The sequence below is a fragment of the Curtobacterium sp. NPDC090223 genome, from assembly GCF_044746585.1.
Taxonomy (GTDB): domain Bacteria; phylum Actinomycetota; class Actinomycetes; order Actinomycetales; family Microbacteriaceae; genus Curtobacterium.
On record NZ_JBIVCN010000008.1, the window covers coordinates 20,671 to 44,970 of the forward strand.

The 24,300-nt window shown below is 71.4% G+C and carries 24 protein-coding genes; 14 read left to right on the top strand and 10 right to left on the bottom strand.

Translation table 11 applies throughout. The features are described 5' to 3' along the window. Positions 1-71: 71 nt before the first annotated feature. Positions 72-1,277: an MFS transporter gene (locus ACIPJY_RS17630; RefSeq protein ID WP_400467474.1), complete on the top strand. Its 1,206-nt coding sequence runs from the start codon at positions 72-74 to the stop codon at positions 1,275-1,277. Positions 1,278-1,589: 312 nt separating this feature from the next. After that, positions 1,590-2,408 (top strand): aldo/keto reductase, encoded by an 819-nt coding sequence (locus tag ACIPJY_RS17635; protein WP_400467472.1) that lies wholly within the window; start codon positions 1,590-1,592, stop codon positions 2,406-2,408. Here ACIPJY_RS17635 and ACIPJY_RS17640 read toward each other — a convergent pair. Beyond that, the gene (locus ACIPJY_RS17640) at positions 2,405-2,734 is read right to left on the bottom strand and encodes a hypothetical protein (protein ID WP_400467470.1); all 330 of its coding nucleotides are present in this window, start codon (positions 2,732-2,734) and stop codon (positions 2,405-2,407) included. The two genes, ACIPJY_RS17635 and ACIPJY_RS17640, sit on opposite strands and share 4 nt — an antisense overlap. A 138-nt stretch (positions 2,735-2,872) precedes the next feature. On the opposite strand from ACIPJY_RS17640, the gene ACIPJY_RS17645 reads away from it, so the two are divergent. The 6 genes from ACIPJY_RS17645 (at position 2,873) to ACIPJY_RS17670 (ending at position 6,836) form a co-directional block, all read left to right on the top strand. Next, the gene (locus tag ACIPJY_RS17645) at positions 2,873-3,394 is read left to right on the top strand and encodes a ribonuclease H (RefSeq protein WP_400467468.1); all 522 of its coding nucleotides are present in this window, start codon (positions 2,873-2,875) and stop codon (positions 3,392-3,394) included. Between the two features lie 102 nt (positions 3,395-3,496). Beyond that, positions 3,497-3,802, top strand: a complete 306-nt coding sequence (locus tag ACIPJY_RS17650; protein ID WP_400467466.1) for a DUF6507 family protein — start codon at positions 3,497-3,499, stop codon at positions 3,800-3,802. Beyond that, the gene (locus tag ACIPJY_RS17655) at positions 3,799-4,953 is read left to right on the top strand and encodes a hypothetical protein (RefSeq protein ID WP_400467464.1); all 1,155 of its coding nucleotides are present in this window, start codon (positions 3,799-3,801) and stop codon (positions 4,951-4,953) included. The genes ACIPJY_RS17650 and ACIPJY_RS17655 overlap by 4 nt, the downstream gene beginning before the upstream one ends. A gap of 71 nt (positions 4,954-5,024) precedes the next feature. Further along, entirely contained in the window at positions 5,025-5,480 is a 456-nt protein-coding gene (locus ACIPJY_RS17660; RefSeq protein ID WP_400467462.1) for a hypothetical protein, read from the top strand. Then, positions 5,477-6,289, top strand: coding sequence for a hypothetical protein (locus ACIPJY_RS17665; RefSeq protein ID WP_400467460.1), 813 nt, complete (start codon positions 5,477-5,479; stop codon positions 6,287-6,289). The genes ACIPJY_RS17660 and ACIPJY_RS17665 overlap by 4 nt, the downstream gene beginning before the upstream one ends. 10 nt (positions 6,290-6,299) lie before the next feature. Further along, positions 6,300-6,836 carry a hypothetical protein gene (locus ACIPJY_RS17670; protein WP_400468247.1) on the top strand — a complete coding sequence of 179 codons (537 nt, stop codon included), beginning with the start codon at positions 6,300-6,302 and terminating at the stop codon, positions 6,834-6,836. Here the strand turns inward: ACIPJY_RS17670 and ACIPJY_RS17675 are convergent. Further along, positions 6,833-7,723: a helix-turn-helix domain-containing protein gene (locus ACIPJY_RS17675; protein ID WP_400467456.1), complete on the bottom strand. Its 891-nt coding sequence runs from the start codon at positions 7,721-7,723 to the stop codon at positions 6,833-6,835. The two genes, ACIPJY_RS17670 and ACIPJY_RS17675, sit on opposite strands and share 4 nt — an antisense overlap. A gap of 103 nt (positions 7,724-7,826) precedes the next feature. On the opposite strand from ACIPJY_RS17675, the gene ACIPJY_RS17680 reads away from it, so the two are divergent. Then, positions 7,827-8,867 carry an SDR family oxidoreductase gene (locus ACIPJY_RS17680; protein WP_400467454.1) on the top strand — a complete coding sequence of 347 codons (1,041 nt, stop codon included), beginning with the start codon at positions 7,827-7,829 and terminating at the stop codon, positions 8,865-8,867. Positions 8,868-8,901: 34 nt separating this feature from the next. On the opposite strand, the gene ACIPJY_RS17685 is transcribed toward ACIPJY_RS17680, so the two are convergent. Together ACIPJY_RS17685 and ACIPJY_RS17690 are read right to left on the bottom strand one after the other, a co-directional pair. Then, on the bottom strand, positions 8,902-9,153 hold the full coding sequence (locus ACIPJY_RS17685; RefSeq protein ID WP_400467452.1) for a DUF6458 family protein: 252 nt from the start codon (positions 9,151-9,153) through the stop codon (positions 8,902-8,904). Positions 9,154-9,215: 62 nt separating this feature from the next. After that, positions 9,216-11,771 (bottom strand): DEAD/DEAH box helicase, encoded by a 2,556-nt coding sequence (locus ACIPJY_RS17690; protein WP_400467450.1) that lies wholly within the window; start codon positions 11,769-11,771, stop codon positions 9,216-9,218. A 122-nt stretch (positions 11,772-11,893) separates the two neighbouring features. Between ACIPJY_RS17690 and ACIPJY_RS17695 the strand changes: the two genes are divergently transcribed. Next, on the top strand, positions 11,894-12,907 hold the full coding sequence (locus ACIPJY_RS17695; RefSeq protein ID WP_400467448.1) for an LLM class flavin-dependent oxidoreductase: 1,014 nt from the start codon (positions 11,894-11,896) through the stop codon (positions 12,905-12,907). Positions 12,908-13,301: 394 nt separating this feature from the next. Here the strand turns inward: ACIPJY_RS17695 and ACIPJY_RS17700 are convergent, their stop codons facing one another. Beyond that, positions 13,302-15,779, bottom strand: a complete 2,478-nt coding sequence (locus ACIPJY_RS17700; protein WP_400467446.1) for a beta-glucosidase — start codon at positions 15,777-15,779, stop codon at positions 13,302-13,304. 37 nt (positions 15,780-15,816) lie between these two features. Beyond that, positions 15,817-17,085, bottom strand: coding sequence for an MFS transporter (locus ACIPJY_RS17705; RefSeq protein ID WP_400467444.1), 1,269 nt, complete (start codon positions 17,083-17,085; stop codon positions 15,817-15,819). Positions 17,086-17,215: 130 nt separating this feature from the next. Between ACIPJY_RS17705 and ACIPJY_RS17710 the strand changes: the two genes are divergently transcribed. Both ACIPJY_RS17710 and ACIPJY_RS17715 read left to right on the top strand, forming a co-directional pair. Further along, positions 17,216-17,815, top strand: coding sequence for a TetR/AcrR family transcriptional regulator (locus ACIPJY_RS17710; RefSeq protein ID WP_400467442.1), 600 nt, complete (start codon positions 17,216-17,218; stop codon positions 17,813-17,815). Positions 17,816-17,862: 47 nt separating this feature from the next. Further along, positions 17,863-18,726, top strand: coding sequence for an NAD-dependent epimerase/dehydratase family protein (locus ACIPJY_RS17715; RefSeq protein ID WP_400467440.1), 864 nt, complete (start codon positions 17,863-17,865; stop codon positions 18,724-18,726). Between the two features lie 21 nt (positions 18,727-18,747). On the opposite strand, the gene ACIPJY_RS17720 is transcribed toward ACIPJY_RS17715, so the two are convergent. Next, a complete protein-coding gene (locus tag ACIPJY_RS17720; protein ID WP_400467438.1) occupies positions 18,748-20,373 on the bottom strand; it encodes a methyltransferase in 1,626 nt (541 codons plus the stop codon). Continuing rightward, a complete protein-coding gene (locus tag ACIPJY_RS17725) occupies positions 20,370-20,735 on the bottom strand; it encodes an ArsR/SmtB family transcription factor (protein ID WP_400467436.1) in 366 nt (121 codons plus the stop codon). Before ACIPJY_RS17725 ends, ACIPJY_RS17720 begins: the two co-directional genes overlap by 4 nt. Before the next feature lie 138 nt (positions 20,736-20,873). On the opposite strand from ACIPJY_RS17725, the gene ACIPJY_RS17730 reads away from it, so the two are divergent. After that, positions 20,874-22,133: an MFS transporter gene (locus tag ACIPJY_RS17730; protein ID WP_400467435.1), complete on the top strand. Its 1,260-nt coding sequence runs from the start codon at positions 20,874-20,876 to the stop codon at positions 22,131-22,133. A gap of 120 nt (positions 22,134-22,253) precedes the next feature. On the opposite strand, the gene ACIPJY_RS17735 is transcribed toward ACIPJY_RS17730, so the two are convergent. Together ACIPJY_RS17735 and ACIPJY_RS17740 are read right to left on the bottom strand one after the other, a co-directional pair. Next, entirely contained in the window at positions 22,254-22,676 is a 423-nt protein-coding gene (locus tag ACIPJY_RS17735; protein WP_400467433.1) for a TIGR02611 family protein, read from the bottom strand. A gap of 158 nt (positions 22,677-22,834) precedes the next feature. Continuing rightward, positions 22,835-23,167 carry a TraR/DksA family transcriptional regulator gene (locus tag ACIPJY_RS17740; RefSeq protein ID WP_400467431.1) on the bottom strand — a complete coding sequence of 111 codons (333 nt, stop codon included), beginning with the start codon at positions 23,165-23,167 and terminating at the stop codon, positions 22,835-22,837. A 49-nt stretch (positions 23,168-23,216) separates the two neighbouring features. On the opposite strand from ACIPJY_RS17740, the gene ACIPJY_RS17745 reads away from it, so the two are divergent. Further along, positions 23,217-24,254: an LLM class flavin-dependent oxidoreductase gene (locus ACIPJY_RS17745; RefSeq protein WP_400467429.1), complete on the top strand. Its 1,038-nt coding sequence runs from the start codon at positions 23,217-23,219 to the stop codon at positions 24,252-24,254. Positions 24,255-24,300 lie beyond the last annotated feature (46 nt).

Genomic DNA, 24,300 nt, shown 5'->3' on the forward strand with positions numbered 1-24,300 from the left:
GTGGAGAGCTCGATCCACAGGGTGTGTGATTCGGCGTTCGGCGTGTCGCGGGTCTTCCGTACACTCGGAGCGTGAGCGCGTACGGCAACCTCCTGAAGACCCCCGGCGTGGGTCGTGTGATCGCGGCGCAGCTCACCGCGAGGTTCCCCTTCGGGATGCTCTCGCTGGCGTACCTGCTGCACGTCGAGCACGTCTTCCACTCCTACGGTTCGGCGGGTCTCGTGCTCGCCACCACCAGCGTCGGGCAGGCCATCGCCGGCCCGCTCACCAGCCGCTGGATGGGCAGCTGGGGGATGCGTCCCGTCCTGGTCCTGACCAGCCTGATCGCGCTCGTGAGCATGGGCGTGATCGCGTTCGCGACGATGCCCCTGTGGGCGTACGTGGTGGTCGGGTTCCTCGGCGGCCTGGCGGTCCCGCCCGTCCAGCCGGCGGTCCGCACCATCTACCCGAAGATGGTGACGTCGACGCAGCTGACACCCCTCTTCTCCCTCGACGCCAGCGCACAAGAGCTCATCTGGGTCGCCGGCCCGGTGATCACGACGTTCGTCGCGACGCAGATCGGCACGGTCGAGGCGATCGTCCTGGCGATGGCGTTCCTGGTCATCGGCGGCGTCTGGTTCATCGCCTCCCCCGAGCTCGGCCGCGTCCGCATCCCCCGCTCCAAGCGCGCGTTCGGTGTCGTGCTGCGGCGTCCGTCCGTGGTCGTCGCGACCCTCACCGGCATGCTGCTGATCGGTGCGTGCGCCGCGGTGGAGGCCGGCGTCACCAGCGCCTTCGGCGAGGGCAGCCCGAACGCCGGCATCGTCCTGGCGATCTTCGCGATCGGTTCGCTGGTCGGCGGCCTCGCCTTCGGCCACCGCCCGATCTCCCCGAGCACCCTGTGGACGCGGATGCTCATCGTCTTCATCGGCCTGGGCCTCGCGACGTTCGGCACCGGCTTCTGGTGGCTGTCCTTCGCCCTGCTCATCGCGGGTGGCGGGATCGCGCCGGCCCTCGCGGTGATGTTCGGGTCGGTCTCCGCCACGGTGAAGTTCTCCGACACGGCAGAGGCCTACGGCTGGATGGGTACGGGGCAGCTCATCGGTGCGGCGCTCGGCTCCGCGGTGGCCGGCTTCCTCATCGACATGCACGGTGCGACGGGCGGCATGGCCGTCGGCGCGGCCGCCGCCTTCGTCGGCGTGCTGCTCCCGCTGGTCGCGAAGCGCTGGCTCCCCGACCTGCGCGGTCGCGACGCGAGCCCCATCCCCGACACCGAGCCGGTGAACATCCCCACGTAGCGGGTCCGTTCCGCGCGCAGGTGGTCCTTCCGCGCGCAGGAAGTCGTTCCGCGCGTAGGTAGTCGTTTCGCGCGTAGGTGGTCGTTCCGCGCGCAGGTGGTCCTTCCACGCGTAGGTGGTCGCCCCGCGCGGGGGTGGTCGTTTCGCGCGTAGGGGGTCGGAACTTCCGCCCACCTACGCGCGATTCGACTTTCCATCGCGCCCGCGATGGGACAGAACGTGCCCTTCACAGGGCGGGGAGCGCAGGTGCGGTTTCCACAGATCGGACTGGAGGCCCGGCTCGCCGCCGCCACGACCGGCAGGATGGTGTGCATGGTCACCTCCATCCCCCTCCGCGACGGTCGTTCCGTCCCCGCCGTCGGGTTCGGCGTGTACAAGGTCGACGACGCCGAAGCCGAGACGGCCGTCGGGACCGCGCTCGACGTCGGCTACCGCCACGTCGACACCGCCGAGATGTACGGCAACGAGACCGGCGTCGGGAAGGCGATCCGGGCCTCCGGACTCGACCGGGACGACGTCTTCGTGACCACGAAGGTGTGGAACAGCAACCACGGGCGCGACGCGACCCTGCGGGCGTTCGACTCCAGCCTCGGCCGACTCGGGCTCGACGCCGTGGACCTCTACCTGATCCACTGGCCGGCGGCGGCGAACGACCGCTACGTCGAGACCTGGCGCACCCTGGTCGAGCTGCAGGAGTCCGGCCGGGCACGCAGTGTCGGGGTCTCGAACTTCCAGGTGCCGCACCTCGAGCGGATCATCGCCGAGACGGGGCAGGTCCCCGCGGTGAACCAGGTCGAACGGCACCCGTGGCTCCCCCAGCGCGAGCTCATCGACTTCCACGACCGGCACGGCATCGTGACGGAAGCCTGGTCGCCGCTCGGGCGTGGGCGGCTCGTGGACGAACCGGTGCTCACGGGGATCGCGGACGCCCACGGGGTCAGCGTGGCGCAGGTGCTCGTGCGGTGGAACGTGCAACAGGGCGTCGTGGTCCTGCCGAAGTCGGTCACGCCGTCACGGATCGCGTCGAACATCGACGTCGACGAGTTCGAGCTGACCACGGACGACCTCACCGCCATCGCCGGACTCGAGTCCGGCCAGCGGACCGGGTCGCACCCCGACTCGGTGTCCTAGCCCCGGCGGTCGTCCTCGGACTGCCACGGCAGGTTGAGGTCCTCCGGCGCGGGTTCGACGTCGCCCGCATCGTCGGCGCCGCCCGTCCCCGGCGCGGCAGTGATCTTCGACGGGTCGATGCCGTCCGCGCGCAGGTCATCGTCGTCGCGCTGCTCGGTCTGCGACGCGACGCTCTCCCGCTCGCTCGACGGGCTGTAGGACGTGTCCGCTGCCCGCTGCTGCCGCGCGCTCGCGCCGGACACGTCGTCGCCGTGCGCTGCGTCGCGCAGTGCGTCGTTCCGGTCTCGGTCGTCCGAGGACCCGGGTCCCGCGATGTCGTTGCTCATGGCCGTGACGGTAGGCCGCGGCGCCTGCGCACCTTCGCACCGAGGCCCCAGACGCACCACTGTGCGCTCGGACGCGGGGTCACTCCGCCGACTCCGCTACCGTTGTCGGGCACTCGCCGCACCTGAAGGAGGCACCACGTGACGATCGTCGCAGCAGCAGACGGCTCCGCCCTCGGCAACCCCGGCCCCGCCGGCTGGGCCTGGTACGTCGACGACGACCGTTGGGCGGCGGGCGGTTGGCCGAACGCCACGAACAACCAGGGGGAGCTCACCGCCGTGCTGCAGCTGCTCCGTGCCACGAAGGACACCGGCGAGCCGCTGCACATCCTCTGCGACAGCCAGTACGCCATCAAGGCCTGCACCGAATGGCTCGCGGGGTGGAAGCGGAAGGGCTGGCGGAAGGCCGACGGCAAGCCAGTGATGAACGTCGAGATCATCAAGGAGCTCGACGAGGAACTGCAGGGCCGCAAGGTCACCTTCGAGTGGGTCCGCGGCCACGTCGGCCACGAGATGAACGAAGCCGCTGACGTCCGCGCCCGCGGTGCTGCGACCGCGTACCAGAACCACACCGAGGTCCCCCACGGCCCGGGCTGGCCCGGCGTCGAGGTGACCGAGCCAGCGCCGCTGCCCGAGGCGACGCCGCCCGCCACCCTGTTCTGACCTGCCGGGTCGGTTCCGACCGCTGCGTTTGCGGATGTCCGTGATCCGGGCCAGCATGTTGCACGAAGCAATCGCTGAGTTCGGACGAGGGGACGGAACTCGATGGATGGATGGCGCATCGCTCCCGGGGTGGCGCGGGACGTGCTGGTGCAGGCGTCGGCCGACGCCCAGGACGGGATGCGGAAGGCGATGCAAGCCGCCGCGCAGAGCATCGAGCAGGCGCACGGCGCCGCCGGACCGAACACGCAGGCTGCGCTCCTCTCGCTGGGTTCCGAACTGTTCGAGGCGGAGATCGCCGCGACCCGCGCCCGCGTGAACACGAACATCACGGCTGTTTCGGAAGCGATCGACGCGTACGAACAGGGGGACGAGCACATGGCGTCAACCTGGGCGAGGAAACCGCAGTGACCGCCGTACCGACCGTCTCGACCGCCGGGATCGCGACGCTGCCGGACGCTGCGGCGATCGAAGCGGCAGCGTCGTCCTTCGACGGCATCGGCGCGGCGTTGTCGAGCGCGATGGACACCCTCGACTCCACCTGGGACCGCCTGCAGGCACCTGGCGTGTACGAGACCACGGAGTCCATGCACGTGCACGACGCCATGCACGGCCCGCGCCAGGCGACGGAGGTCATCGCACAGGACGCAGCGAGCGCTCGGAGCGCGCTCCAGACGTACGCGCAGACCCTGGCGACCCTCGCGACCCGGCGCGCGTCGCTCGTGCAGGACATCGGGACGGCGAACGACGCGGCCTCGACGGCAGCAGCCGATCCCGACGCCGACCTCAGCGGCAACAGCCGGACGGCCACCGGCCTGCTCGACCGGATCAGCGGCTTCAACGCGGACGTCGTGGCGGCCGACGGCGACTGCGCCGCGGCGCTGCGGTCGCTCGCGCGGTACACGCAGCACGAGCTCGGCGACGCGGCGGCAGCCCTCAACAAGACATGGGGGCCCGGCGGCGCACTCGGTGTCGCGGGTGGGCTGATGTCGAACTACGACGACCTGAAGGACGCGCTCATCGGCGAGCTCCAGATGCGCGGGATCGCCACAGCGGGTGGGACGCACATCGCCGCCAGCGCCGCAGCGAACGCTCAGGGCGGCGTCGGACGTGGACAGCGGCTCCCCGGATCGGTCCCCGACGAGCCCACGCCCGCGCGGCACGTCGCCGGCGCGAGCGACCTCGAGGGGGTCTCGAAGGCGATGCGGTACGGCGGTAAGGCGCTCGGCGTCGTGGGTACCGTCGCGACGATCGGCGGCGCGTACGCCGAGTCGTACAACGAGAGTGCGACGAAGCACCCTGAGTGGACCGAGGGGCACCGGAACGCGAAGGCTGCCGAGCACGCCGTGGTGACCGGCGGGGTGTCGGCTGCCGGTGGGATCGCCGGGGGCATCGCCGGCGCGGAGATGGGTGCCGCGATCGGCACGATGCTCTTCCCCGGTGCCGGTACGGTGGTGGGCGGCCTCGTCGGCGGACTCGCCGGGGGTCTGATCGGGAGCAACATCGGCGAGAAGATGGGCCAGGGTGCCGAGCACTTCCTGGACAAGGTGTTCCACTGGTGAGCGCGACAGCGGACAGCAGCCCGACGGCAAGCAGCAGCGCGACGGCTGACGAAACAGGAGGACAGGTCGGGATGACGGTTCCAGGATGGCGCAGGGTGGGCACGCCGCTCGTCGACCTCCTCGTCCCCGATGCCTGGCACGAGGTCGACGCGCGCGGGCAGGTCCTGGCGATCGCGGCGCCGGAGGACGACTCCCGGCTCTTCCGACCGAACGGGGTCCTCTCGGTCCGACCGAGCGCCGAGCCGATCCACGTCCTCGGTGCCCGCGCGGTCAGCGAGGCACTCGCACTGCCCACCTGGTCCCACGTGGTCGCGGACCAACCGTGGTTCCTCCCGTCGGGCGAAGGACGCGTCGTCGAGTCGCTGTACGAGACCGATGGTGTGTGCGTCTCGGTGACGCGGTACGTCATCGCGACCGGGCAACACGCGATCGACCTGACGATGAGCGCGTCGATCCGCGACCGGTTCGTCGTCGAGGACCAGTTCGACATGATCGCCGGCGGCATGGAAGTGAAGGAGCCAGCATGACGGAGGTCGCGATCGACCAGTCGGCCGCTGAGCGCCAGGGGCTGCCCCGCGAGTCGCTCGCACGGGTCGCTGCGGAGCAGCCGTACCCGACCGGCGGTGTCCGCATCTCCCAGGACGGTTGGGAAGCCCTGTGGAAGGCACGGAAGGGTCGCTTCTTCCGCGTCCGGCCCTCGGCAGGCGCATTCGAGGAGTTGCGGACCGCTGAGCTAATCACGGACGCGGGCGCCCCGAGCGCGGCAGCGCAGGAGTACCTCGACGTCCGGGCGGACACGGTGATCGCCCTCGGCGCGGAGGCGCGGAGCGGCGGCGTCACGAGCAAGTGGTCGTGCTGGCTGTCCCGCGACCGGGCGGTGATCGCGGCTGGACCGCAGCTGCTCTCGACCGAGCTGCCGACCGATCAGCGAGTCTCGCTCGCGCTGACCACCGAGTCGTTCGCGCTCGGTCTCCTCATCTCGTGGATGGGCATCGGCCCGACCTGGACGTTCGAGCACGGCGACGGTCCGAGCTCCTACGCGCGCGACGTCGTCGATGCCCGGATCGCCGCGGGGGCGTCGATCCCCCCTGCGCCCGACCCGGCGAGCTGGAGTGTCGGCCGAGCGTGGCAGCAGGGTCGTTGGACGGAGTTCGAGTTCGGGGTGCCCCGAACCGGGATCGGGCAGAAGCTCATCCGTGCGGGCGACCTCGACTGGTTCCGGCCGGAGATCCGCGATGGTGGCCTCGTCGAGCTCCACACCGCCGCCACGAACGACGTCATGCGCGAGGTGCTCGCGGTCTACCAGCGCTCCGTCGACGCCCTCGTCCGTCGCTGATCGTCGCGCCGTGTTCTCGAGTCCGTTGATCCGTCGTGCGGAACGATCGGCCGCGCGGGTCGAGGAAGGCCTCGACCCGCGCGGACTCCGGTGGTTCTTCCACCTGCGGATGGCCGCCGGGACCATCGCGCTGACATCGGTGGTCCTCCTGTTCACGATCGCGGTCATCGCGCCGATCCGCGCCGCATCAGCGGGCGTCGTCCTCCCTGACGACCGCCTCGCCACACTCCGTGCAGCCGCCGGCTGGCCGGACTACTCGCTCCCGTGGGCGGTGCCCGCGGCGATCGCGTTCGCGAGCCTCGTGGTGACCGTCTGGACGTTCTGCGTCGGCCCACGCCTGCGCCGGGGCATGTGGGCACCGACTGTGACGATGCTGCTCGTCACCGCGGCGTTCCTCGGCGTCACGACCGGGCTCCTCTACTGGGGATCGCCACGGTGGCAGCACTGGCAGGCAGTATTCGCACTGGTCCCGTTGCTGGCGGCCGTCGTCGTCGCCGCGGTGCACGTGGAGGACGCCCGTCGTGCCGGCGGGACCGCGGGTCGCTAGTCGTTCGGGCCCAGAACGACGGGAGTGGCCGGAACGAAGGGAGCGGCCGGAACGACGGGAGCGGCCGGAGCAGCCGTCGACGCGAGCAGCGCGAGCTTCTCGGCATTGCTCGTGCCCGCCTCGGCGTGGTAGATCGCCACGGTGAGGTGCTGCGCCTCCGCGACGACGAGCTTCTCACGGTACAGCCGCAGCGCACCCACCACGGGGTGGTCGAACCGCATCACCGCCCCACGCCGCCCACCGATGTCGTGCCGACCCCAGAGCCGCTGGAACCGCGGACTCGCGATCGAGAGCTGCCCGACGAGCTCCACGCACCGCGGGTCGTCGATCGACGACCCGACGGACTGCCGGAACGACGCGACGAGCCCCTCGGTCGCGACCTCCCAGTCGACGAACAGCGCCCGCTCCTCCGCGTCGAGGAACACGTCGCGGAGCCGGTTCGCCCCGACGACCAGCCGGGGTGAGAGGGCGGCGGCCAAACGGTTGGCGGCGAGCACGTCGAGGTAGCGCCCCTCGATGAACGCGGGCATGCCGAGGCCGTCGACGAACGCGCGGAGGCTCGGGGGGACCGTCTCCCGCGCGGGACGGCGGCGGCGTGCGACACGGGGCTGCTCCACGACGAGCCCCAGCAGGTACGCGGTGGTCTCGTCGTCGAGCTGCAGCACCCGGGCGATCGCCTCGAGCACCTGCACCGACGGGTTCCGGTAGCGCCCCTGCTCGAGCCGCAGGTAGTACTCGCTGCTGATCCCCGACAGCATCGCGACCTCCTCGCGACGGAGCCCGGCGACCCGGCGAACCCCGACCACCGGGATGCCGGCCTGCTCCGGGGTCACGAGCTCGCGCCTGGCGCGCAGGAACTCGCCGAGGGGGTTGGTCGCGTCGGTCATGGCTCCCACGCTAGGCCGGATGCCGTCGTCGCTGCCTGGTCGCCCCGCTACCAGGAGCGGAGCGGTCTGGATCGACCGTCCGCGCCGCGCGAGGGTGGGACACATGTCCACGAACCCCAGCACCGGCACTCGCGTCCTCGTCACCGGTGGATCCGGCTTCATCGCCGGCCACTGCATCCTGCAGCTCCTCGACGCCGGGTACGACGTCCGCACGACGATCCGTTCCCTCGACAAGGAAGTTGCGGTCCGCGCCGTCCTGACCGACGCCGGCATGACGGCCGGCGACCGCCTCGAGTTCGTCGCGGCCGACCTCACCGCCGACGACGGCTGGGCCGCGGCCACGGCCGGCGTCGACACCGTCCTGCACGTGGCGTCCCCGGTGATGCCCGGACACGTCGAGGACGAGGCGACGGTGATCCGCCCCGCGGTCGATGGAACGACCCGCGTGCTCCGCGCCGCGCGGGACGCCGGTGTGCGCCGTGTGGTTCTCACGTCGGCGTTCCACGCGGTCAGCTGGGGCCACCCGCACACCGACCACGTGTTCACCGAGGCGGACTGGACGGTGCTCGACGGCCCGGGCGTCGATGCCTACGGCAAGAGCAAGACGCTCGCCGAGCGGGCGGCGTGGGACTTCGTCGACGGCACCGGTCTGGAACTCGTCACGATGTTGCCCGTCGCGGTGATGGGCCCCGCGATGGGCAGCGTCGTCTCGGGTGCGAACCACATCCTGCAGTCGATGCTGAACGGCTCGATGCCGGCGACCCCGCACCTGTTCATCCCGATCGTCGACGTGCGCGACGTCGCTGCCGCGCACGTCAGCGCGATCGACGTCCCGGACGCTGCGGGCAATCGGTTCCTGCTGTCGAACGGTCCCGCGCTCGAGATGTCCGAGATCGCCACGACCCTCCGCGACCACCTCGGCGAGGACGCGGCGAAGGCCCCCAAGCGCTCGATGCCGAACGCCGCCGTCCGCGCGGCTGCGGCGTTCCGTCCGGAGTTCCGGGCGTTCGTCCCAGACCTCGGCTACGCCAAGCGCACCTCGAACGAGCGCGCCCGGATGGTCCTGGGCTGGACGCCGCGCGACCCGAAGGAGGCGATCACGGCCGCCGCGGAGAGTCTGGTCGCGCGGAGGCTCATCGGCTGATGCCGAGCACCGCCGGCGGGCCGGGGCGGACGGTTCAGTACGAGCCGTCGCGCCGGTCCTGCCGGGTGATCTGTTCGCCCGAGGCGGGATCCACGCCGGAACGGGTGGTCGTGGTCGTCCGACGTCCGCCGAACGCGACGGCGAGGCTGATGATGAGCAGCACGACGCCGGCGGCCATCAGGATGTACCCGATCAGCCGGAGATCAACGCCGGCGAGCTGGATGTTCAGGGCGAAGGCGACGATGGCGCCGATGACGATCAGGGCGATGCTCGATCCGATGCGCATGGTGGTTCCTTCCGTGGGGTCACACCGAACGTACCCGGACACATGCCCGCGTGTTCCCGCGTTCAGTCGACGTCGACCTCGGCCCACCCGTCGAACCGCCCGATCTCGGTGACCCGCACGACGGCCTCTCCGGCTTCGTCCGAGGCGTCGAGGTCGATCGTCGCCGAGAACCCGAAGTCCTTGTCCCCGGACGGGTCGGCGAAGATCTGTCGAGCACGCCACGTCCGGCCCTGCTCGGACAGCACCAGGTACTGCATCGACCGCGCTTCAGCATCCGTCCCGAGGTCGTCGTGTGACTCGTAGTACTCCTCGAGCACGGCGTCCCACGCTTCCGCGTCGAACCCGGCGGCGCTGTCGAGTGCCGCCAGCCCGTCGACGTCGTCGCGCGCGGCGAGCAGCACCCGCTGGAACAGGGCGTTCCGCACGAGCACCCGGAACGCTCGCACGTTGCCGGTGAGTCGCGCGGGCTGCGGCGGAGCGATCTCGTCGTGCTCGGCAGCGGCCGCTTCCACCGAGCCGTTGACCAGTGCCTCCCATTCGTCGACCAGGGACGAGTCGACCTGCCGGACGAGCTCGCCGAGCCACTCGATCAGGTCGTCGAGCTCGGGCGTGCGCTGGTCCTCGGTGATGGTCTGCCGCATCGTCCGGTAGGCGTCGGACAGGTACCGCAGCACGAGCCCCTCGGAGCGGGTGAGCTGGTAGAACCGCACGAAGTCGCCGAACGTCATCGCTCGCTCGTACATGTCCCGGACGACGGCCTTCGGCGACAGCGTGAAGTCGAGCACCCACGGCTGCTCGGCCGCGTACGTCTCGTAGGCGGCGGTCAGCAGTTCGTCCAGGGGCTTCGGCCAGGTGACCTCTTCGAGGAGCTCCATGCGTTCCTCGTACTCGATGCCCTCTTGCTTCATCCGCGCGACCGCTTCGCCGCGCTCCTTGAACTGCTGCTGCGACAGGATGGCGCGCGGGTCGTCGAGCGTCGCCTCGACGATGGACACCATGTCGAGGGCATACGTGGGCGACGAGGGGTCGAGCAGCTCGAAGGCGGCGAGCGCGAACGGCGACAGCGGCTGGTTGAGGGCGAAGTTCGCCTGCAGGTCCACCGTCAGCCGGTAGGTGCCGCCGACCTTCTCGATGACACCGGCGTTGATCAGCGTCCTGGCGATCGTCAGCGCCCGTCGGGCCATCGCGAGCTGGCGGGCACGGGGCTCGTGGTTGTCGAACACCAGCGAGCGGACGTCCGCGAAGGCGTCCCCGCCGCGCCCGACGACGGCCAGCACCATGGCGTGCGTGATCCGCATCCGCGACACCATCGGCTCGGGTTCGGCCTGGATCAGGCGGTCGAACGACGCCTGTCCCCACGACACGAAGCCGTCCGGCGCCTTCTTGCGCTTGATCTTGTTCTTCTTCTTCGGGTCGTCGCCGGCCTTGGCCACGGCCCGCGCGTTCTCGATGTCGTGCTCGGGGGCTTCCGCGACGACGTCGCCCTCGGTGTCGTACCCGGCCCGGCCCGCGCGGCCCGCGATCTGGTGGAACTCGCGCGCCGAGAGCTGCCGCATCCTGGTGCCGTCGAACTTCGTCAGGCCGGTGAGCAGCACCGACCGGATCGGCACGTTGATGCCGACGCCGAGCGTGTCCGTCCCGCAGATCACCGGCAGCAGCCCGCGCTGCGCGAGCTGTTCGACCAGGCGCCGGTACTTCGGCAGCATGCCCGCGTGGTGCACACCGATGCCCGCCCGGATGAGCCGCGACAGCGTCTGGCCGAACCCCGCGCTGAAGCGGAACCCGGCGATGGCCTCGGCGATCTGGTCACGGCGCTCGCGGGAGGCGACCTTCGCGGACATGAGCGCCTGGGCCCGTTCGAGTGCGGCGGCCTGGGCGAAGTGCACGATGTAGATCGGCGCCTTGCCCTCGTCCAGCAGCCGCTCGACGGTCTCCTGCACGGGGGTCATCACGTACTCGTACTCGAGCGGCACGGGTCGTGAGACCCCCGTGACCCGGGCGGTCGGCCGGCCGGTGCGCCGGGAGAGGTCGTCGGCGATGGTCGTGACGTCCCCGAGGGTGGCCGACATCAGCAGGAACTGCGCGCGCTCGAGCACGAGCAGCGGCACCTGCCAGGCCCACCCGCGGTCGGCGTCGCCGTAGAAGTGGAACTCGTCCATCACGACCACGTCGACGTCGGCGTCCGCCCCCTGCCGCAGGGCCAGGTTCGCGAGGATCTCCGCCGTGCAGCACACGATCGGAGCGTCGGCGTTGACGCTGGAGTCCCCTGTCACCATGCCGACGTTCTGCGCGCCGAAGAGGTCCACGAGCTGGAAGAACTTCTCGGAGACGAGCGCCTTGATCGGTGCCGTGTACCAGCTCCGCTTGCCCTCGGCGAGCGCCGCGAAGTGGGCACCGGCAGCGACCAGGGACTTGCCCGTCCCCGTCGGGGTGCTGAGGACCACGTTCGCGCCGGAGACGAGTTCGATGACCGCTTCGTCCTGCGCCGGGTAGAGCGGCCGGCCGCCGGCTTCGGCCCAGTCGGCGAAGGCCTGGTAGACGGCATCGGGGTCGACGACACCGCCGGGGGCCGCCGGCAGCGCGGCGACGAGTGGTGGCTGGGTGGTGACGTCGGTCATGGACCCATCCTCCCAGCATGGTGACGAGCAACGGTCGGGAGGCCGGGCATCCGTGGACAGACCGCCACCGTCCACAGGCGGGAACCACCACGTCTTTGCATGCGGGCGCATAGACTCGGCGCGTGCGCGAACTCGGCTTCCTCTCCTTCGTCCCGAACCACGGCGGTCCCGCCGGCGCTGCCGCCGCGCTCGAGGACGGCCTCCGCCTCTTCGAGACCGCCGAGCGACTCGGCTACGGCACCGGGTGGGTGCGCGGCCGGCACTTCGAACCGTTCCTCACCAGCCCGATGACGTTCTTCGCCGCCGCGGCCCAGCGCACCAGCACGATCGAGTTCGGCACCGCGGTCCTCGGGATGCGCTACGAGGACCCGGTGCGGCTCGCCGAGGACGCCAGCACGGTCGACCTCCTCAGCGGCGGCCGGGTGCAGCTCGGCATCAGCACGGGCATCGCCGGCTACGGGCCGATCCTGGACCCGGTGTTCGGCAGCGTGGAGCGCAGCTTCCGCGACGAGGCCGAGGCCCGCGCGGCCCGACTGCTCGAGGTCCTCGACGGCGAGCCCCTCGGGACGGCGGGCAAGGGGTACGAGAGCATCCCCGCCGGCGCCGACCTGACCCTGCAGCCGCTCAGCCCGGCACTCCGGGACCGCGTCTGGTGGGGCGGCGGCAGCATGGGAACCGCGGTGCGCACCGCGGAGAAGGGGCTGCTGCTGCACTGCTCGACGCTGAACACCGAGGACACCGGCGAGCCCTTCGCGGTGGCCCAGGCAGCACAGATCGCCGCGTACCGGGAGCGGTTCGCGGAACGCCACCCGGATCGCACACCGAAGGTCGCCGTCGGCCGCATCGTCGTCCCGCTCCTCGACGACCACGACCGGGCCGTGCACGAGGAGTTCCTCACCGGCTACGCCTCGGGCATGGACGACGAGGGCCGCCCGCGCTCCGGCACCCCGCCGTTCCGCTTCAGCAAGGTCGTCTCCGGTGAACCGGCCGCCATCGTGGACGCGCTCCGCGCGGACCCGGCCGTCGCGGCCACGGACGAGCTCGTGATCACCCTGCCGGCGAACGGCGACGCGGCGTCGCACGAGCGGATCCTGACGGTGATCGCCGAGCAGGTCGCCCCGCACCTCGGCGAGTAGCCCGCCGACCAGGGCATCCGGCGGGGCCCGCGGTGTGGTGAGTCCCGGGGCACCTCGCCGGATGACCATCTCGTCCCTGATCCGTACGGGATGGTGCACCCATCGTTCCACCTCGCGCGTTGTTTGTCACAACGCGATGTCCGCGCTTCCAGGAAATCGTGACTTATCGTCAGCAGATATTCCGAGGTCGAAATAGGGATGCGCCCCCGCGCGAACGCGGGGGCGCATCGTCACGCACCAGGACCACCGGGGCTCCATCGGCCGGATCAGGAGGCCGTGTCGCGCTCACGGTGATCCTTCGTCGGTGCGTGCGTCGACGGTAACCAGCCGCCTGACGCATGATCAATGTTACTGAATGGATGCGTCAGGCGCGCGGAAACCGGATCAATCCGCCTCAGCTGAGTTCGACGTCGACCGTCCCGGCCGCATCGACGACCGAGGCGCCGACGTGCAGCGTGAACGTCCCGGGCTCGTACGCCCAGGCACCGTCCCAGTGCGCGAACGCCCGCGCCGGCACCTCGATCGACACCTCGGTGGACTCCCCGGCGCCGAGCCGCACGGGCGCGAAGCCCACGAGCCAGCGCACCGGGCGGTCCACGGCGGAGGTCGCACGCGACGCGTAGACCTGCACGACCTGCTTGCCGGCACGCGCACCGGTGTTGGCGACGGTCGCGGTCACGATCACCGCGTCGCCCTCGCGGACCACGAGCGAGCCCGCGACCCCGTCGATCGTCCAGGTCGTGTAGCCGAGGCCGTGTCCGAACGGGTACGCCGGCGTGACCCCGGCACGGAGCCAGGCGCGGTAGCCGATGTGCACGCCCTCGTCGTACGACACCTTGCCGTCGACCGGGGTGACGTCGAGCACGGGCACGTCCGCCATCGCGACCGGCCAGGTCGTGGGGAGCCGGCCGCCGGGCTCGCGGGCACCGGTGAGCACGTCGGCGAGCGCGTTGCCGTACTCCTGCCCGCCGAACCAGGTGAGGAGCACCGCGGCGACGTCGTCCCGCCACGGCATCTCCACCGGCGACCCGGCGTTCACGACGACGATCGTGTCCTTGTTCGCGGCGGCGACGGCCGCGACGAGCTCGTCCTGGTGCCCGGGGAGCGCCAGCGACGAGCGGTCGTAGCCCTCGGACTCCACCTTCGAGTTCGTCCCGACCACGACGACGGCGACGTCGGCGTCCCGAGCAGCGGCGACGGCCGCCTCGATCAGGACGGACGGGTCCTCGTCCGAGGGCTCGGTGCCGAACTGGTACGCGAGCACCCCGCCGAGCGTCTCGTCCTGCACGATGTCGTGCTCGATCCGGATCGCGAGCTGCTGGCCCTCGGTCACCGTGACCGGCACCGAACGCGCCGGCGGGTTGAGGAACGCCGCGCCGAGCTGGTCGCCCTCGACCGCCACGTCCTCGTCGAGCACGAGCGAGCCGTCGATCCACATCCGCGACCGGCCGGACGCGCCGACGCCGATCCGGATCGTGCCCGAGGTGGGGGCGGTGTACGTCGTGGTGATGTCGAGCCGGTCCGCCGTGCGCGTCGGGGCGTCGCCGCCGAACCAGAACAGCGCGGTGGCCCGACGGTCCTCTACGAAGACCTCGGCCCCGTCCTGGACGAACGCGACACGGGCACCCGGCTCACCGGTCCCCGGGTTCGTGATGGTGGACAGCGGGAACTCCGCGATGCCCTCCTGCACGACGGCACCGATGGCGTAGTCCACGGTGGCATCGGGGAACGCGGCGCGGATGCCGTCGAGCGGCGAGACGACCTGCGACGGGACGACCGTCGCCGAGCCACCGCCCTGCGTGCGCGCCTGGTCGGCGTTGTGGCCGATCACCGCGATCGTCCGCGGCGCGGTCGGCGCCAGCGGCAGCACGCCGGTGTTGCGGACGAGCACGGTGCCCTCGGCCTCGGCCTCGCGGACGAACGCGATGCCGTCCTCGACGAGCACGGGCTCGGCAGCGACGGGGTTGAACCCGGAGAGGGCGCCGACCCGAGCGGCGAGGGTCAGGATGCGGCGGACCTTCCGGTCGACGGCTTCGATCGGGACCGCGCCGGACTCGACCGCGGCGAGCAGCGGCCCCTCGCTCCACCACGGGTTCGGCCCGGGCATCGCGACGTCCTGCGACGCCTTCGCGGAGTCGACCGAGCGGACGCCCGTCCAGTCGGACACGACGATGCCATCGAAGCCCCACTCGGAGTTCAGCGGCGTCTCGAGCAGCTCGTTCTCGGACGCGGTGACGCCGTTGACCGAGTTGTAGGAGGACATGACCGCCCAGGCGTGCGCCTCGGTGACGGCCTTCTCGAACGCGAGCAGGTACAGCTCCCGCAGGGCACGGTCGGAGACCTCGGTCGACGCAGTGAAGCGGTCGGTCTCGTAGTCGTTCGCGATGTAGTGCTTCGGCGTCGCGGCGACACCGTTCTCCTGCACACCCTCGACGTACGACGCCGCCAGGTCACCGGTGAGCACCGGGTCCTCGCTGAACGCCTCGAAGTGCCGGCCGCCGAGCGGCGACCGGTGCAGGTTGATGGTCGGGCCGAGGACGACGTCGACGCCCTTGCGACGGGCCTCGACGGCTGCGGCCGCGCCGTAGCGCTTCGCGATCGCGCGGTCCCACGATGCGCTCAGCGCGGTCGCGGACGGCAGGTTGAGCGACGGGTCACGCTCGTCCCAGACCTCGCCACGGACCCCGGAGGGCCCGTCCGACATCAGCATCCGGCGCAGGCCGATCTTCTCGATCGGCCAGGTGGTCCAGAAGTCACGCCCGGTGAGCAGCTGCACCTTCTCCGCGGTGGTCAGCTGGTCGACGAGCGCGCCGATGCGGTCGTCGACCGGGGACGGACTGGAGGCTGTGCTCACGTCGTTCACGGTGGTCACGATGGTCGTTCCTTTCGTTCGGAGCCGGGAGGGGCGGTCAGCGCACGCCGCGGATGCGCGAGACCGAGACGATCCCGAGCAGTCCGACGACGGCGCCGGTGATGAAGAAGCCGCTGTAGCCGCCGGTCAGCGCGATCACGCCGGGCGCTGCGGCCGGCACGATCGACTGGGGCAGCGCCTGCGCGATGTTGACGACGCCGAGGTCCTTCGCATTGTCCTCGTCCGAGGGCAGCACGTCCGTGATCAGCGCGAGGTCGACGGCGTAGAAGACGCCCATGCCGGCACCCATCACGAACTCGCCGACCAGGACCATGCCGAGCGACGGCGCCATGGCGATGAGCACCAGGCCGATGACACCGACGATCCCGGCGATCGCGACGAAGAGCTTGCGGCGGCCGAGCTTGTCGGACAGCCACCCGGCGATCAGCGAGGTCAGGACGATGCCGACGACGTTCCAGAGCGTGCCCTGGAACACGGCGTTCGCGACGTGCGCGTCCGCGATCCCGATGTCGTCGCGGAGGAAGTAGGTCAGGTAGCTGACTGCGGTGTACTGCGCGGCGACCATCATGAAGCGCGTGAGCCAGGCCCAACCGAGGTCGGGGTGCTTCACGGGGTTGAACACGAACGATCCGAACAGCTGCCCGATGCCGAGGCGCGAGGTCGGGCGCTGCTCGAGCACCCGGTCGCGGAACAGCAGCGCGTAGAGGACGACCACGGCGGACCCGATCGCCCCCGGGATGATCATCTGCGTCGCCGACGTCGTGAAGAGCTGCACCAGGAACGTGCCACCGACGAGTGCCAGGTTCTGCGAGAGCCCGAGCAGCGCGGCGACCCGTCCGCGCTGGGACCGCGTGACGTGGTCCGGCATGACGGCGGTGAGCGCCGCGATCGTGGCGTTGTACGCGATCTGCGTGACGCCCCACGCGAGCACCAGCACCAGCGTGGAGGACGTCGTCGCGACGACCACGAGGCCCGCGAAGCCGACCACGGTGCCACCGATGATCCACGGACGACGCATGCCGAGCCTCCCGGCCGTCCGGTCGCTGAAGCGACCGGCCAACGGGTTGGCGACCATCGCGGCGAACGCGCCGACCCCGAGTGCCAGGCCGAGCACGCCCGCCTGGTTGTCGGGTGCGATCTCGGCGACCTTGAGCGCCATCGCGACGAGCACGGGTGGGAGCAGGGCGATGTACAGGCCGAGCATCGCGATCGGCATGCCGAGCGTGTACATGAGCGAACTGCCTCGGCCGCGCGTGGGTGCGACTGCGGTCGGGGTGTCGGAAACGGTCAGGGCGTCGTTGGCCACTGCAACCTCCATCGGGTGCGCCGCCGGCGTCGGCGACTCGCTCGCCTTCGTCGGCGGCTCATGCAAACGTATCACCAAAACCAAGCACTGCTAGGTTTTGTCGGATCCAGCCAGGCGGTACAGTCCTGCCATGGCACGACGGGGTTCATACGCGAAGGGCATCGCGAAACGCGACGAGATCCTGACGGTCGCGCTCGAACTCGTCGCTGGACAGGGCTTCCGCCGCACCAGCATCAAGGACATCGCGGACGCGGTGGGGCTGACGCAGGCCGGGCTGCTGCACTACTTCGACTCGAAGGACGAGCTCTGGGTGGAGATCCTGCGGCGACGCGACGAGCTCGACAACGCGACCGAGTGGAACGCCGCGGACCCGGCAGAGCTCCTCGCCGCGATCGTCCGCCACAACACCGAGGTCCCCGGCCTCGTGCAGATGTTCGTCAACCTGTCCGCCGCGGCCGCCACCGACCCGGAGCACCCGGCGCACGAGTACTTCCGGCAGCGCTACGAGAACTCCCGCCGCGACATGGCCGCCGACTTCCGCGCCATGCAGGAGGACGGCCGGCTCCGCACCGACGTCGACGCCGAGGAGCTCACGAGCGTGCTCCTCGCGGTCTCCGACGGCATGCAGATCCAGTGGCTGTTCGACCCCTCGCGCGACATGGTGGCGCACGTCGAACTCGTCGCCAGGCTCGCGCTCGCCCAGGTCGCATCGGGCAGGATGAACGCGTAGGACCATCACCCGACGGTCCGACAGACTCGACGACGAGCGGAGGCGCGATGACGCGCGTAGTGGTGACCGGCGGCAGCGGCAAACTCGGACGGGCGGTGGTGCGCGACCTCGACGAGCACGGGTACGACGTGGTGCTCCTGGATCGCGTCCCCTCCCCCGACAAGCCCGAACGCGTGCCGTTCGTGCGCATCGACCTCGCCGACTACGGGCAGGTGCTGAACGCCTTCATCGGCATCGACGACCGGTACGACCACGTCGACGCGGTGGTGCACCTCGCCGCGGTCCCGGCTCCGGGGCAGGTGCCCGACGTCGCGCTGATCACGAACAACGTGACGGCGTCGATCAACGTCTTCCACGCCGCACGCGCGGCGAAGATCACGAACGTGGTCTGGGCGTCGAGCGAGACCCTGCTGGGCATCCCCATGGGCGAGCACCACCCGCCCTACCTGCCCGTCGACGAGGACTTCCCGGTCCGCCCGCAGTCCTCGTACTCCCTCGGCAAGGCCGTGGAGGAGGAGATGGCCCGCCACTTCACCCGCTGGGACCCGACGCTGAAGATGATCGGGCTGCGGTTCTCGAACGTGATGGACGAGACCGACTACCCGTCGTACCCGTGGGACGCCACCCCTGAGGCGAAGACCTTCAACCTGTGGTCCTACATCGACTCGCGCGACGGCGCGCAGGCGGTCCGGAAGGCCCTCGAGGCCGACCTCACCGGCTTCGAGGCGTTCGTCATCGCGAGCCCGGACACCGTGATGGAAACCCCGACGATCGAACTCGTCGAGCGGTACGTGCCGGACATCGAGCGCCGCAGCGACATCGACGGCGTCAGCTCGCTGCTGTCGAGCGAGAAGGCCCGCGAGCTCCTCGGGTACGACCCGCAGCACTCCTGGCGCGACCACCGCTCCTGAGCGACGCGGGCACGGGGCTGCTCACGCGGGGGTGAGCAGCCCGTCGAGCACCAGGTCACGGGCAGCCGGCAGCAGGTCCGCCGCGAGGGCCCGCTCGTCGACGCCCGTGATCTGCGCCAGCGCGCCGATGATCGCCGCGACGGACAGGTCCCCGTCGCAGGCGCCCACGAACGCGGCGAGCGCCGTGTCCGCGTCCACCCGGCGACCGAAGCCACCGCCCTGCACGAGCGTGATCACAGTGGGATCGTCGTTGCCCGGCCAGTAGGAACGCTCCTCGGTGACGTCACCCGCGGTCCGCAGGTGCGCGGTGACGAGCGCCTCGTCGTCGTGCGCGGCGAGCCACTCCGCGGCGTCGAGCACGCGGGCCACCGTGGCACCGAGCCCGGCGGGGTTGGAGCCGAGCGTCTCGGGGACGCGCTCGAACCGCCGGAGCCGCGCCCGGCCTCCTGTCCGTGCCCTGCGGACCACGACGTAGCCGAAGCCGACCCCGGTGACCCTGCGTGCCAGGAAGTCGTCGAGCCACGCTCCGACCAGCTGGTCGAACGCGGCCGTCCCGGGCTTCGTCCCGCCGTCGCGGATCCAGGTCTCGGCGTAGGCGTTCGGGTCCTGCCGCTCGCGCTCGATCACCCACGCGTCGAGGTCGGTGCCCTCGAACCAGGCGCGGACGCGGTCGAGCCCGTCGACGCCCCAGTGGTACTCCCAGTTGCCGAGGAGCTGCGCGGTCCCGCCGGGCTCGAGGTGCTCCGCCAGGCCACGCAGGACGGTCTCGACGAGGGCGTCGCCGACCATGCCGCCGTCCCGGTACTCGTAGGACGGCACGCCCTCGGTGCGGGGCGTGATGACGAACGGCGGGTTCGAGACGATGCGGTCGAACCGCTCCCCCGCGACGGGCTCGAACAGCGAGCCGAGGCGGAAGTCGATGCCGTCGATGCCGTTGAGCTGCGCGTTGAACCGGGCGATGTCGAGCGCTCGGCGGGAGATGTCGGTGGCGACGACCTCGTCGGCGAAGCGGCGGGCGTGCATGGCCTGGATACCGCATCCGGTGCCGAGGTCGAGCACCCGGTGGACGGGCACGGGGACCTGCAGGCCGCTCAGCGTCGTGGTGGCGCCGCCGATGCCGAGGACGTGCTCCTCGTCGAGCGCGGCGCCGAGTGCGAGCTCACCGAGGTCCGAGACGATCCACCAGCTGCCGGCGCCGGCGTCGTCGACGAAGGCGTACGGACGCAGGTCCACCATCGGGACGACGTTCGGCTCGGTCAGGTGGGCGATGCGCTCCGGGTCGCTCTGGTCCACGAGCGCCCGGGGATCGACGAGCGCGTCCTCGAGCCGGACGAGCCCGGCACGGACGAGCGCGTCGACGCCGACGGTCGGCAGCGCCCGCTCGGCGTCGCTCAGGGGCATGCCGAACCCCAGGACGAACATCCCGGCCAGCGTGTACCGCGGGAGCAGCGCCTCGGTCAGGCGGCCGCGCGCCGCTCGGATCGCTGCCGTCCGGTTGCCGCGGTGCAGCGCCGCGGCCGCGTCCGCGCCCCAGAGCGCGTCGACGCCCTCGACGGTGAACCCGGCGGCGGTCAGGTCCGCGGCGAGCGCGTCGGTGACCGCGGGGTCGGTGGTGATCGTCGGCAGCACGTGGGTGTCCGCGCTCACAGGCCGATGTCCGACCGCATCAGGGCGGCGGGGACCTGCCACGCGAAGACCAGGTCGAGGAGCCCGGGGAAGCGCTCCTGCACGTCGTCGATCCGGGCGCGACTGCTCCGCGTCAGGCCCTCCTGGTGCTGCTCGAGGAGCCCGGCTTCGCGGAGGACCCGGAAGTGGTGCGTCAGCGTCGACTTCGGCCGGTCGATGCCGACCCAGCCGCAGGAGCGGACACCGCCGGCGGCGTCGACGAGGTACCGGTGCAGGATCGCCAGGCGGATCGGGTCCGACAGGGCGTCCATGACGACGGGGAGGTCCATCTCGGCCACCGTCGGCTGGGGCAGCCGTTCGGGGGCATCCACGCGCTCGGGCATGGACGGGACGCTACCACCGTTCGCCTCACAGTACGACTTGCGTCGTACAGCGAGGTGCGGTACCAATGCCGTACGACTTCACTCGTACAGCGGCCCGCGTCGGCCGCGTCGGCCTCGGCCGCAACGGAAGGGACGCTCATGCAGTCAGCACGCTCGGTCGCCGGGTTCTGGATCCTCGCGGCGATGCTGCTCGTGTCGGTCGCCTCGTCGGCCGTCCCGTCGCCGATCTACCCCGTCTACGCCGCGGAGTGGCACCTCACCCCGCTCATGCTCACCGGGGTGTTCGCGATCTACGTCGCCGGGCTGCTGGTCAGCCTGCTCGTCGCCGGGCGGCTGTCCGACCACGTCGGCCGGAAGCCCGTGCTCGTGGTCGGCGGCCTCGGCGTGGCCCTGTCGCTCGGGCTGTTCTCGATCGCGGACGGCCTCGGAGCGCTCATCCTCGACCGCATCGTGCAGGGCGTGTCCGTCGGCCTGCTCATCGGCGCGCTCGGTGCGGCCCTCATCGACAACTCGCTCGTGCGGCACCCGTCGCTCGCCGGGGTCCTGAACGGTGTCATCCCGCCGATCGCCCTCGCCACCGGCGCCCTGTCGAGCGGTGCCCTCGTCGAGTGGGGCCCGGCACCGGAGCGGCTCGTGTACGTCCTGTTCGGGTCGCTGCTCGTCCTCATGGTGATCGCCCTCGTCGTGGTCCCCGAGCAGGTCACCCGCCGGCCGGGAGCCCTGCGCTCCCTGCGCCCGACCATCTCCGTCCCGCGCTCGTCGCGTCGGCTGTTCCGCGGCGTCGCCGGGTCCCTCATCGCGAGCTGGGCCCTCGGCGGCCTGTTCCTGTCACTGGTCCCCTCGGCCCTCGGCGCCGTCTTCGGCATCACGAACCACTTCGCGGCCGGGGCGCTCATCGCCGTGGTCACCGGCGTCGGCGCGCTGACGGGTCTGGCGATCCAGCGGCTCTCCGCCCGGGTCGGCGTGCTCATCGGGCTCGTCGCGCTCGTCCTCGGGCCCATCGTCACCGTGTCGTTCGTCTTCGCGCACTCGCTGCCGGGGCTCGTCGTCGGCAGTGCGATCGCGGGCGTCGGGTTCGGCGCGGGCTTCCAGGCGCCGCTCCGGATGCTCCTCGCCACCGCTGCCCCGACGCACCGTGCGGGGCTGCTCTCCACGATCTACGTCGTCTCGTACCTGGCGTTCGGCGTGCCGGCCGTCGTCGGAGGGCTGCTCGAGCCGACCGTCGGCCTGGTGCCGGTGCTCGCCGGGTACGGCGCCTTCATCGTGATCGCCGCGGTCGTCGCCCTCGTGCTGCAGCTCGTGTCGCGCGACGCCGCCGCGGTGGAGGAGCAGGCGTCCGAGGTCCTCGAGCGCACGGCCACCGGCTCGATCCGCACGAGCCCCGCCGCCGCCGAGTAGGCGCGCGCGGCGGCTCCGCACTGTGCGAGGTTCCCTACACCGTGCGACCCTCCGCGCGTCGCACACCGTACGGAACCTCGCACACTGCGGGCCCGAGCGCGAGCGCGGGGGCGCGCGGGGCTAGTGGCCCGGCCGCGCCGAGCGGCGCATGCTGCGGTGTGCGTCCGCGTGGGCCGCGTCGACGTCGGCCTTGCCGCGGTCGGCAGCGTTCCGGAGCCACTGCGGCCCGTGCGCCTTCGCCCAGTCCCAGAAGCGGTGCAGCTGGGCCTTGAGCCACGTGATGATCTTGTGGAAGAAGTGGAACTCGCTCGCCAGGATCGTCAGCCCGATGAACACCACGAGCCACCCGGGCCCGGGCAGCGGCACCAGGATCAGCCCGATGATGACGACGAGCCCACCGACGATGCCGACCAGCACCTTCCAGAACAGGTGCACGTGCGGCCGGGCGTGGATCCAGGCGCGCATGTCGTGGAACCACCGGAACCGCACGCGTCGCTCGCCGTCCGCGGTGATCGCGGGGCGCTCGTTCGGCTCTGGCTCCATGCCCGGAACGCTAGGGCCCGCGGCTGGGAATCAGCGGCGCAGGAGCCGCTGACGCGGTGGACGTCGCGACGCGACCACCCGCCCGCTGTCGCGTTCCTGCAGGCCGGCACCGGGCCTCCCGTCCGCAGCGGGTCACCACGGGACGGACGGGAGGCTCGTCACGCGTGGGCGACGCACGTCGCGGCCCACGGGACCACGGCCAGTCGTGCCTCCGGGATCGGCTCGCCGCCGACCGCGCAGGTCCCGTAGGTGCCGGCATCGAGCCGCGCGAGCGCGGCGTCGACCTGGTCGATCCGTCGCCGCGCGTCGTCGCGCACCGCACCGAGCGAGCCCCGTTCCCAGGCGAGGGTCGCGCCCTCGGGGTCGTGCTCGTCGTCCGTGTTCGCACCGTCCCGGGCATCGCTGACGTCCCGCATGCTCCGCTCGACGTCCGCCAGGAGCTTCTCCGCGCGCGTGCGCTCGGTCGTCAGCGCGGCGCGGGGGTCCTCCATGACGCCGACCGTAGTCCGACGGAATGGACACCCGCTCGGATGCGTTCGCATGGACATGACCAAGATCGGGTTCCTGTCCTTCGGGCACTGGCGTGACGTCCCGGGATCGAAGGTGCGCAGCGGCCGCGAGGCCCTCGTCCAGGCGATCGACCTCGCCGTCGCGGCCGAGGAGGCCGGCGTCGACGGCGCCTACTTCCGCGTGCACCACTTCGCGCCGCAGCAGGCGGCGCCGTTCCCGCTCCTGTCGGCGATCGCGGCCAGGACCAGCCGGATCGAGATCGGCACCGGCGTGATCGACATGCGCTACGAGAACCCGCTGTACATGGCCGAGGAGGCCGCTGCAACGGACCTCATCTCCGGCGGCCGGCTGCAGCTCGGCGTCTCGCGTGGGTCACCTGAGACCGCCCAGGCCGGTTACCAGCAGTTCGGGTACGTCCCGGACGCCTCCGACCCGAACGGGGCCGACCTGGCGCGTGCGCACACCAGCGTCTTCCGTCGTGCGATCGCCGGCGAGCCGATGGCGAACGCGAACCCGCAGATGACCGGTGCGGCCGGATCGCTGCCGGTCTTCCCGCTGTCCGACGGCCTCTCCGACCGCATCTGGTGGGGTGCCGGCACCCGGGCCACCGCGGAGTGGACCGCCGAGCAGGGCATGAACCTGATGTCGTCGACGCTCCTCACCGAGGACACCGGCGTGCCGTTCGACGAGCTCCAGGCGGAGCAGATCGAGCGCTTCCGTCGGGTCTGGGCGGAGTCGGGCTGGGAACGCACGCCCCGGGTCTCGGTGTCGCGGAGCATCATCCCGATCATCGACGACGAGTCCCGGCACTACTTCGGCGTCCGCGCCCAGGTCGAGGGCTCGGACCAGGTCGGGTACCTCGACGGCGGGCTCGCGCGGTTCGGCCGCTCGTACATCGGCTCGCCCGAAGACCTGGTCGCGGAGCTCGCCGCGGACGCCGCCGTGCGCGCTGCCGACACCGTGCTCGTCACGGTGCCGAACCAGCTCGGCGTCGACTTCAACGCCCGGCTCCTCGCTGCGGTCGCGGACGTGATGCACGAGGTGGACGCCGCTCCCGCACACGCGTAGCGGTCCCCCTTCCTGCTGACACCCGGCCTGGGACTGGGGTGGACAG

Bases quoted from the DNA above. Each gene is read 5' to 3' on its own strand.
- ACIPJY_RS17635 (WP_400467472.1), top strand. From the start codon at position 1,590: ATGGTCACCTCCATCCCCCTCCGCGACGGTCGTTCCGTCCCCGCCGTC.
- ACIPJY_RS17640 (WP_400467470.1), bottom strand. From the start codon at position 2,734: ATGAGCAACGACATCGCGGGACCCGGGTCCTCGGACGACCGAGACCGG.
- ACIPJY_RS17650 (WP_400467466.1), top strand. From the start codon at position 3,497: ATGGATGGATGGCGCATCGCTCCCGGGGTGGCGCGGGACGTGCTGGTG.
- ACIPJY_RS17660 (WP_400467462.1), top strand. From the start codon at position 5,025: ATGACGGTTCCAGGATGGCGCAGGGTGGGCACGCCGCTCGTCGACCTC.
- ACIPJY_RS17665 (WP_400467460.1), top strand. From the start codon at position 5,477: ATGACGGAGGTCGCGATCGACCAGTCGGCCGCTGAGCGCCAGGGGCTG.
- ACIPJY_RS17675 (WP_400467456.1), bottom strand. From the start codon at position 7,723: ATGACCGACGCGACCAACCCCCTCGGCGAGTTCCTGCGCGCCAGGCGC.
- ACIPJY_RS17680 (WP_400467454.1), top strand. From the start codon at position 7,827: ATGTCCACGAACCCCAGCACCGGCACTCGCGTCCTCGTCACCGGTGGA.
- ACIPJY_RS17685 (WP_400467452.1), bottom strand. From the start codon at position 9,153: ATGCGCATCGGATCGAGCATCGCCCTGATCGTCATCGGCGCCATCGTC.
- ACIPJY_RS17690 (WP_400467450.1), bottom strand. From the start codon at position 11,771: ATGACCGACGTCACCACCCAGCCACCACTCGTCGCCGCGCTGCCGGCG.
- ACIPJY_RS17710 (WP_400467442.1), top strand. From the start codon at position 17,216: ATGGCACGACGGGGTTCATACGCGAAGGGCATCGCGAAACGCGACGAG.
- ACIPJY_RS17715 (WP_400467440.1), top strand. From the start codon at position 17,863: ATGACGCGCGTAGTGGTGACCGGCGGCAGCGGCAAACTCGGACGGGCG.
- ACIPJY_RS17725 (WP_400467436.1), bottom strand. From the start codon at position 20,735: ATGCCCGAGCGCGTGGATGCCCCCGAACGGCTGCCCCAGCCGACGGTG.
- ACIPJY_RS17730 (WP_400467435.1), top strand. From the start codon at position 20,874: ATGCAGTCAGCACGCTCGGTCGCCGGGTTCTGGATCCTCGCGGCGATG.
- ACIPJY_RS17735 (WP_400467433.1), bottom strand. From the start codon at position 22,676: ATGGAGCCAGAGCCGAACGAGCGCCCCGCGATCACCGCGGACGGCGAG.
- ACIPJY_RS17740 (WP_400467431.1), bottom strand. From the start codon at position 23,167: ATGGAGGACCCCCGCGCCGCGCTGACGACCGAGCGCACGCGCGCGGAG.
- ACIPJY_RS17745 (WP_400467429.1), top strand. From the start codon at position 23,217: ATGGACATGACCAAGATCGGGTTCCTGTCCTTCGGGCACTGGCGTGAC.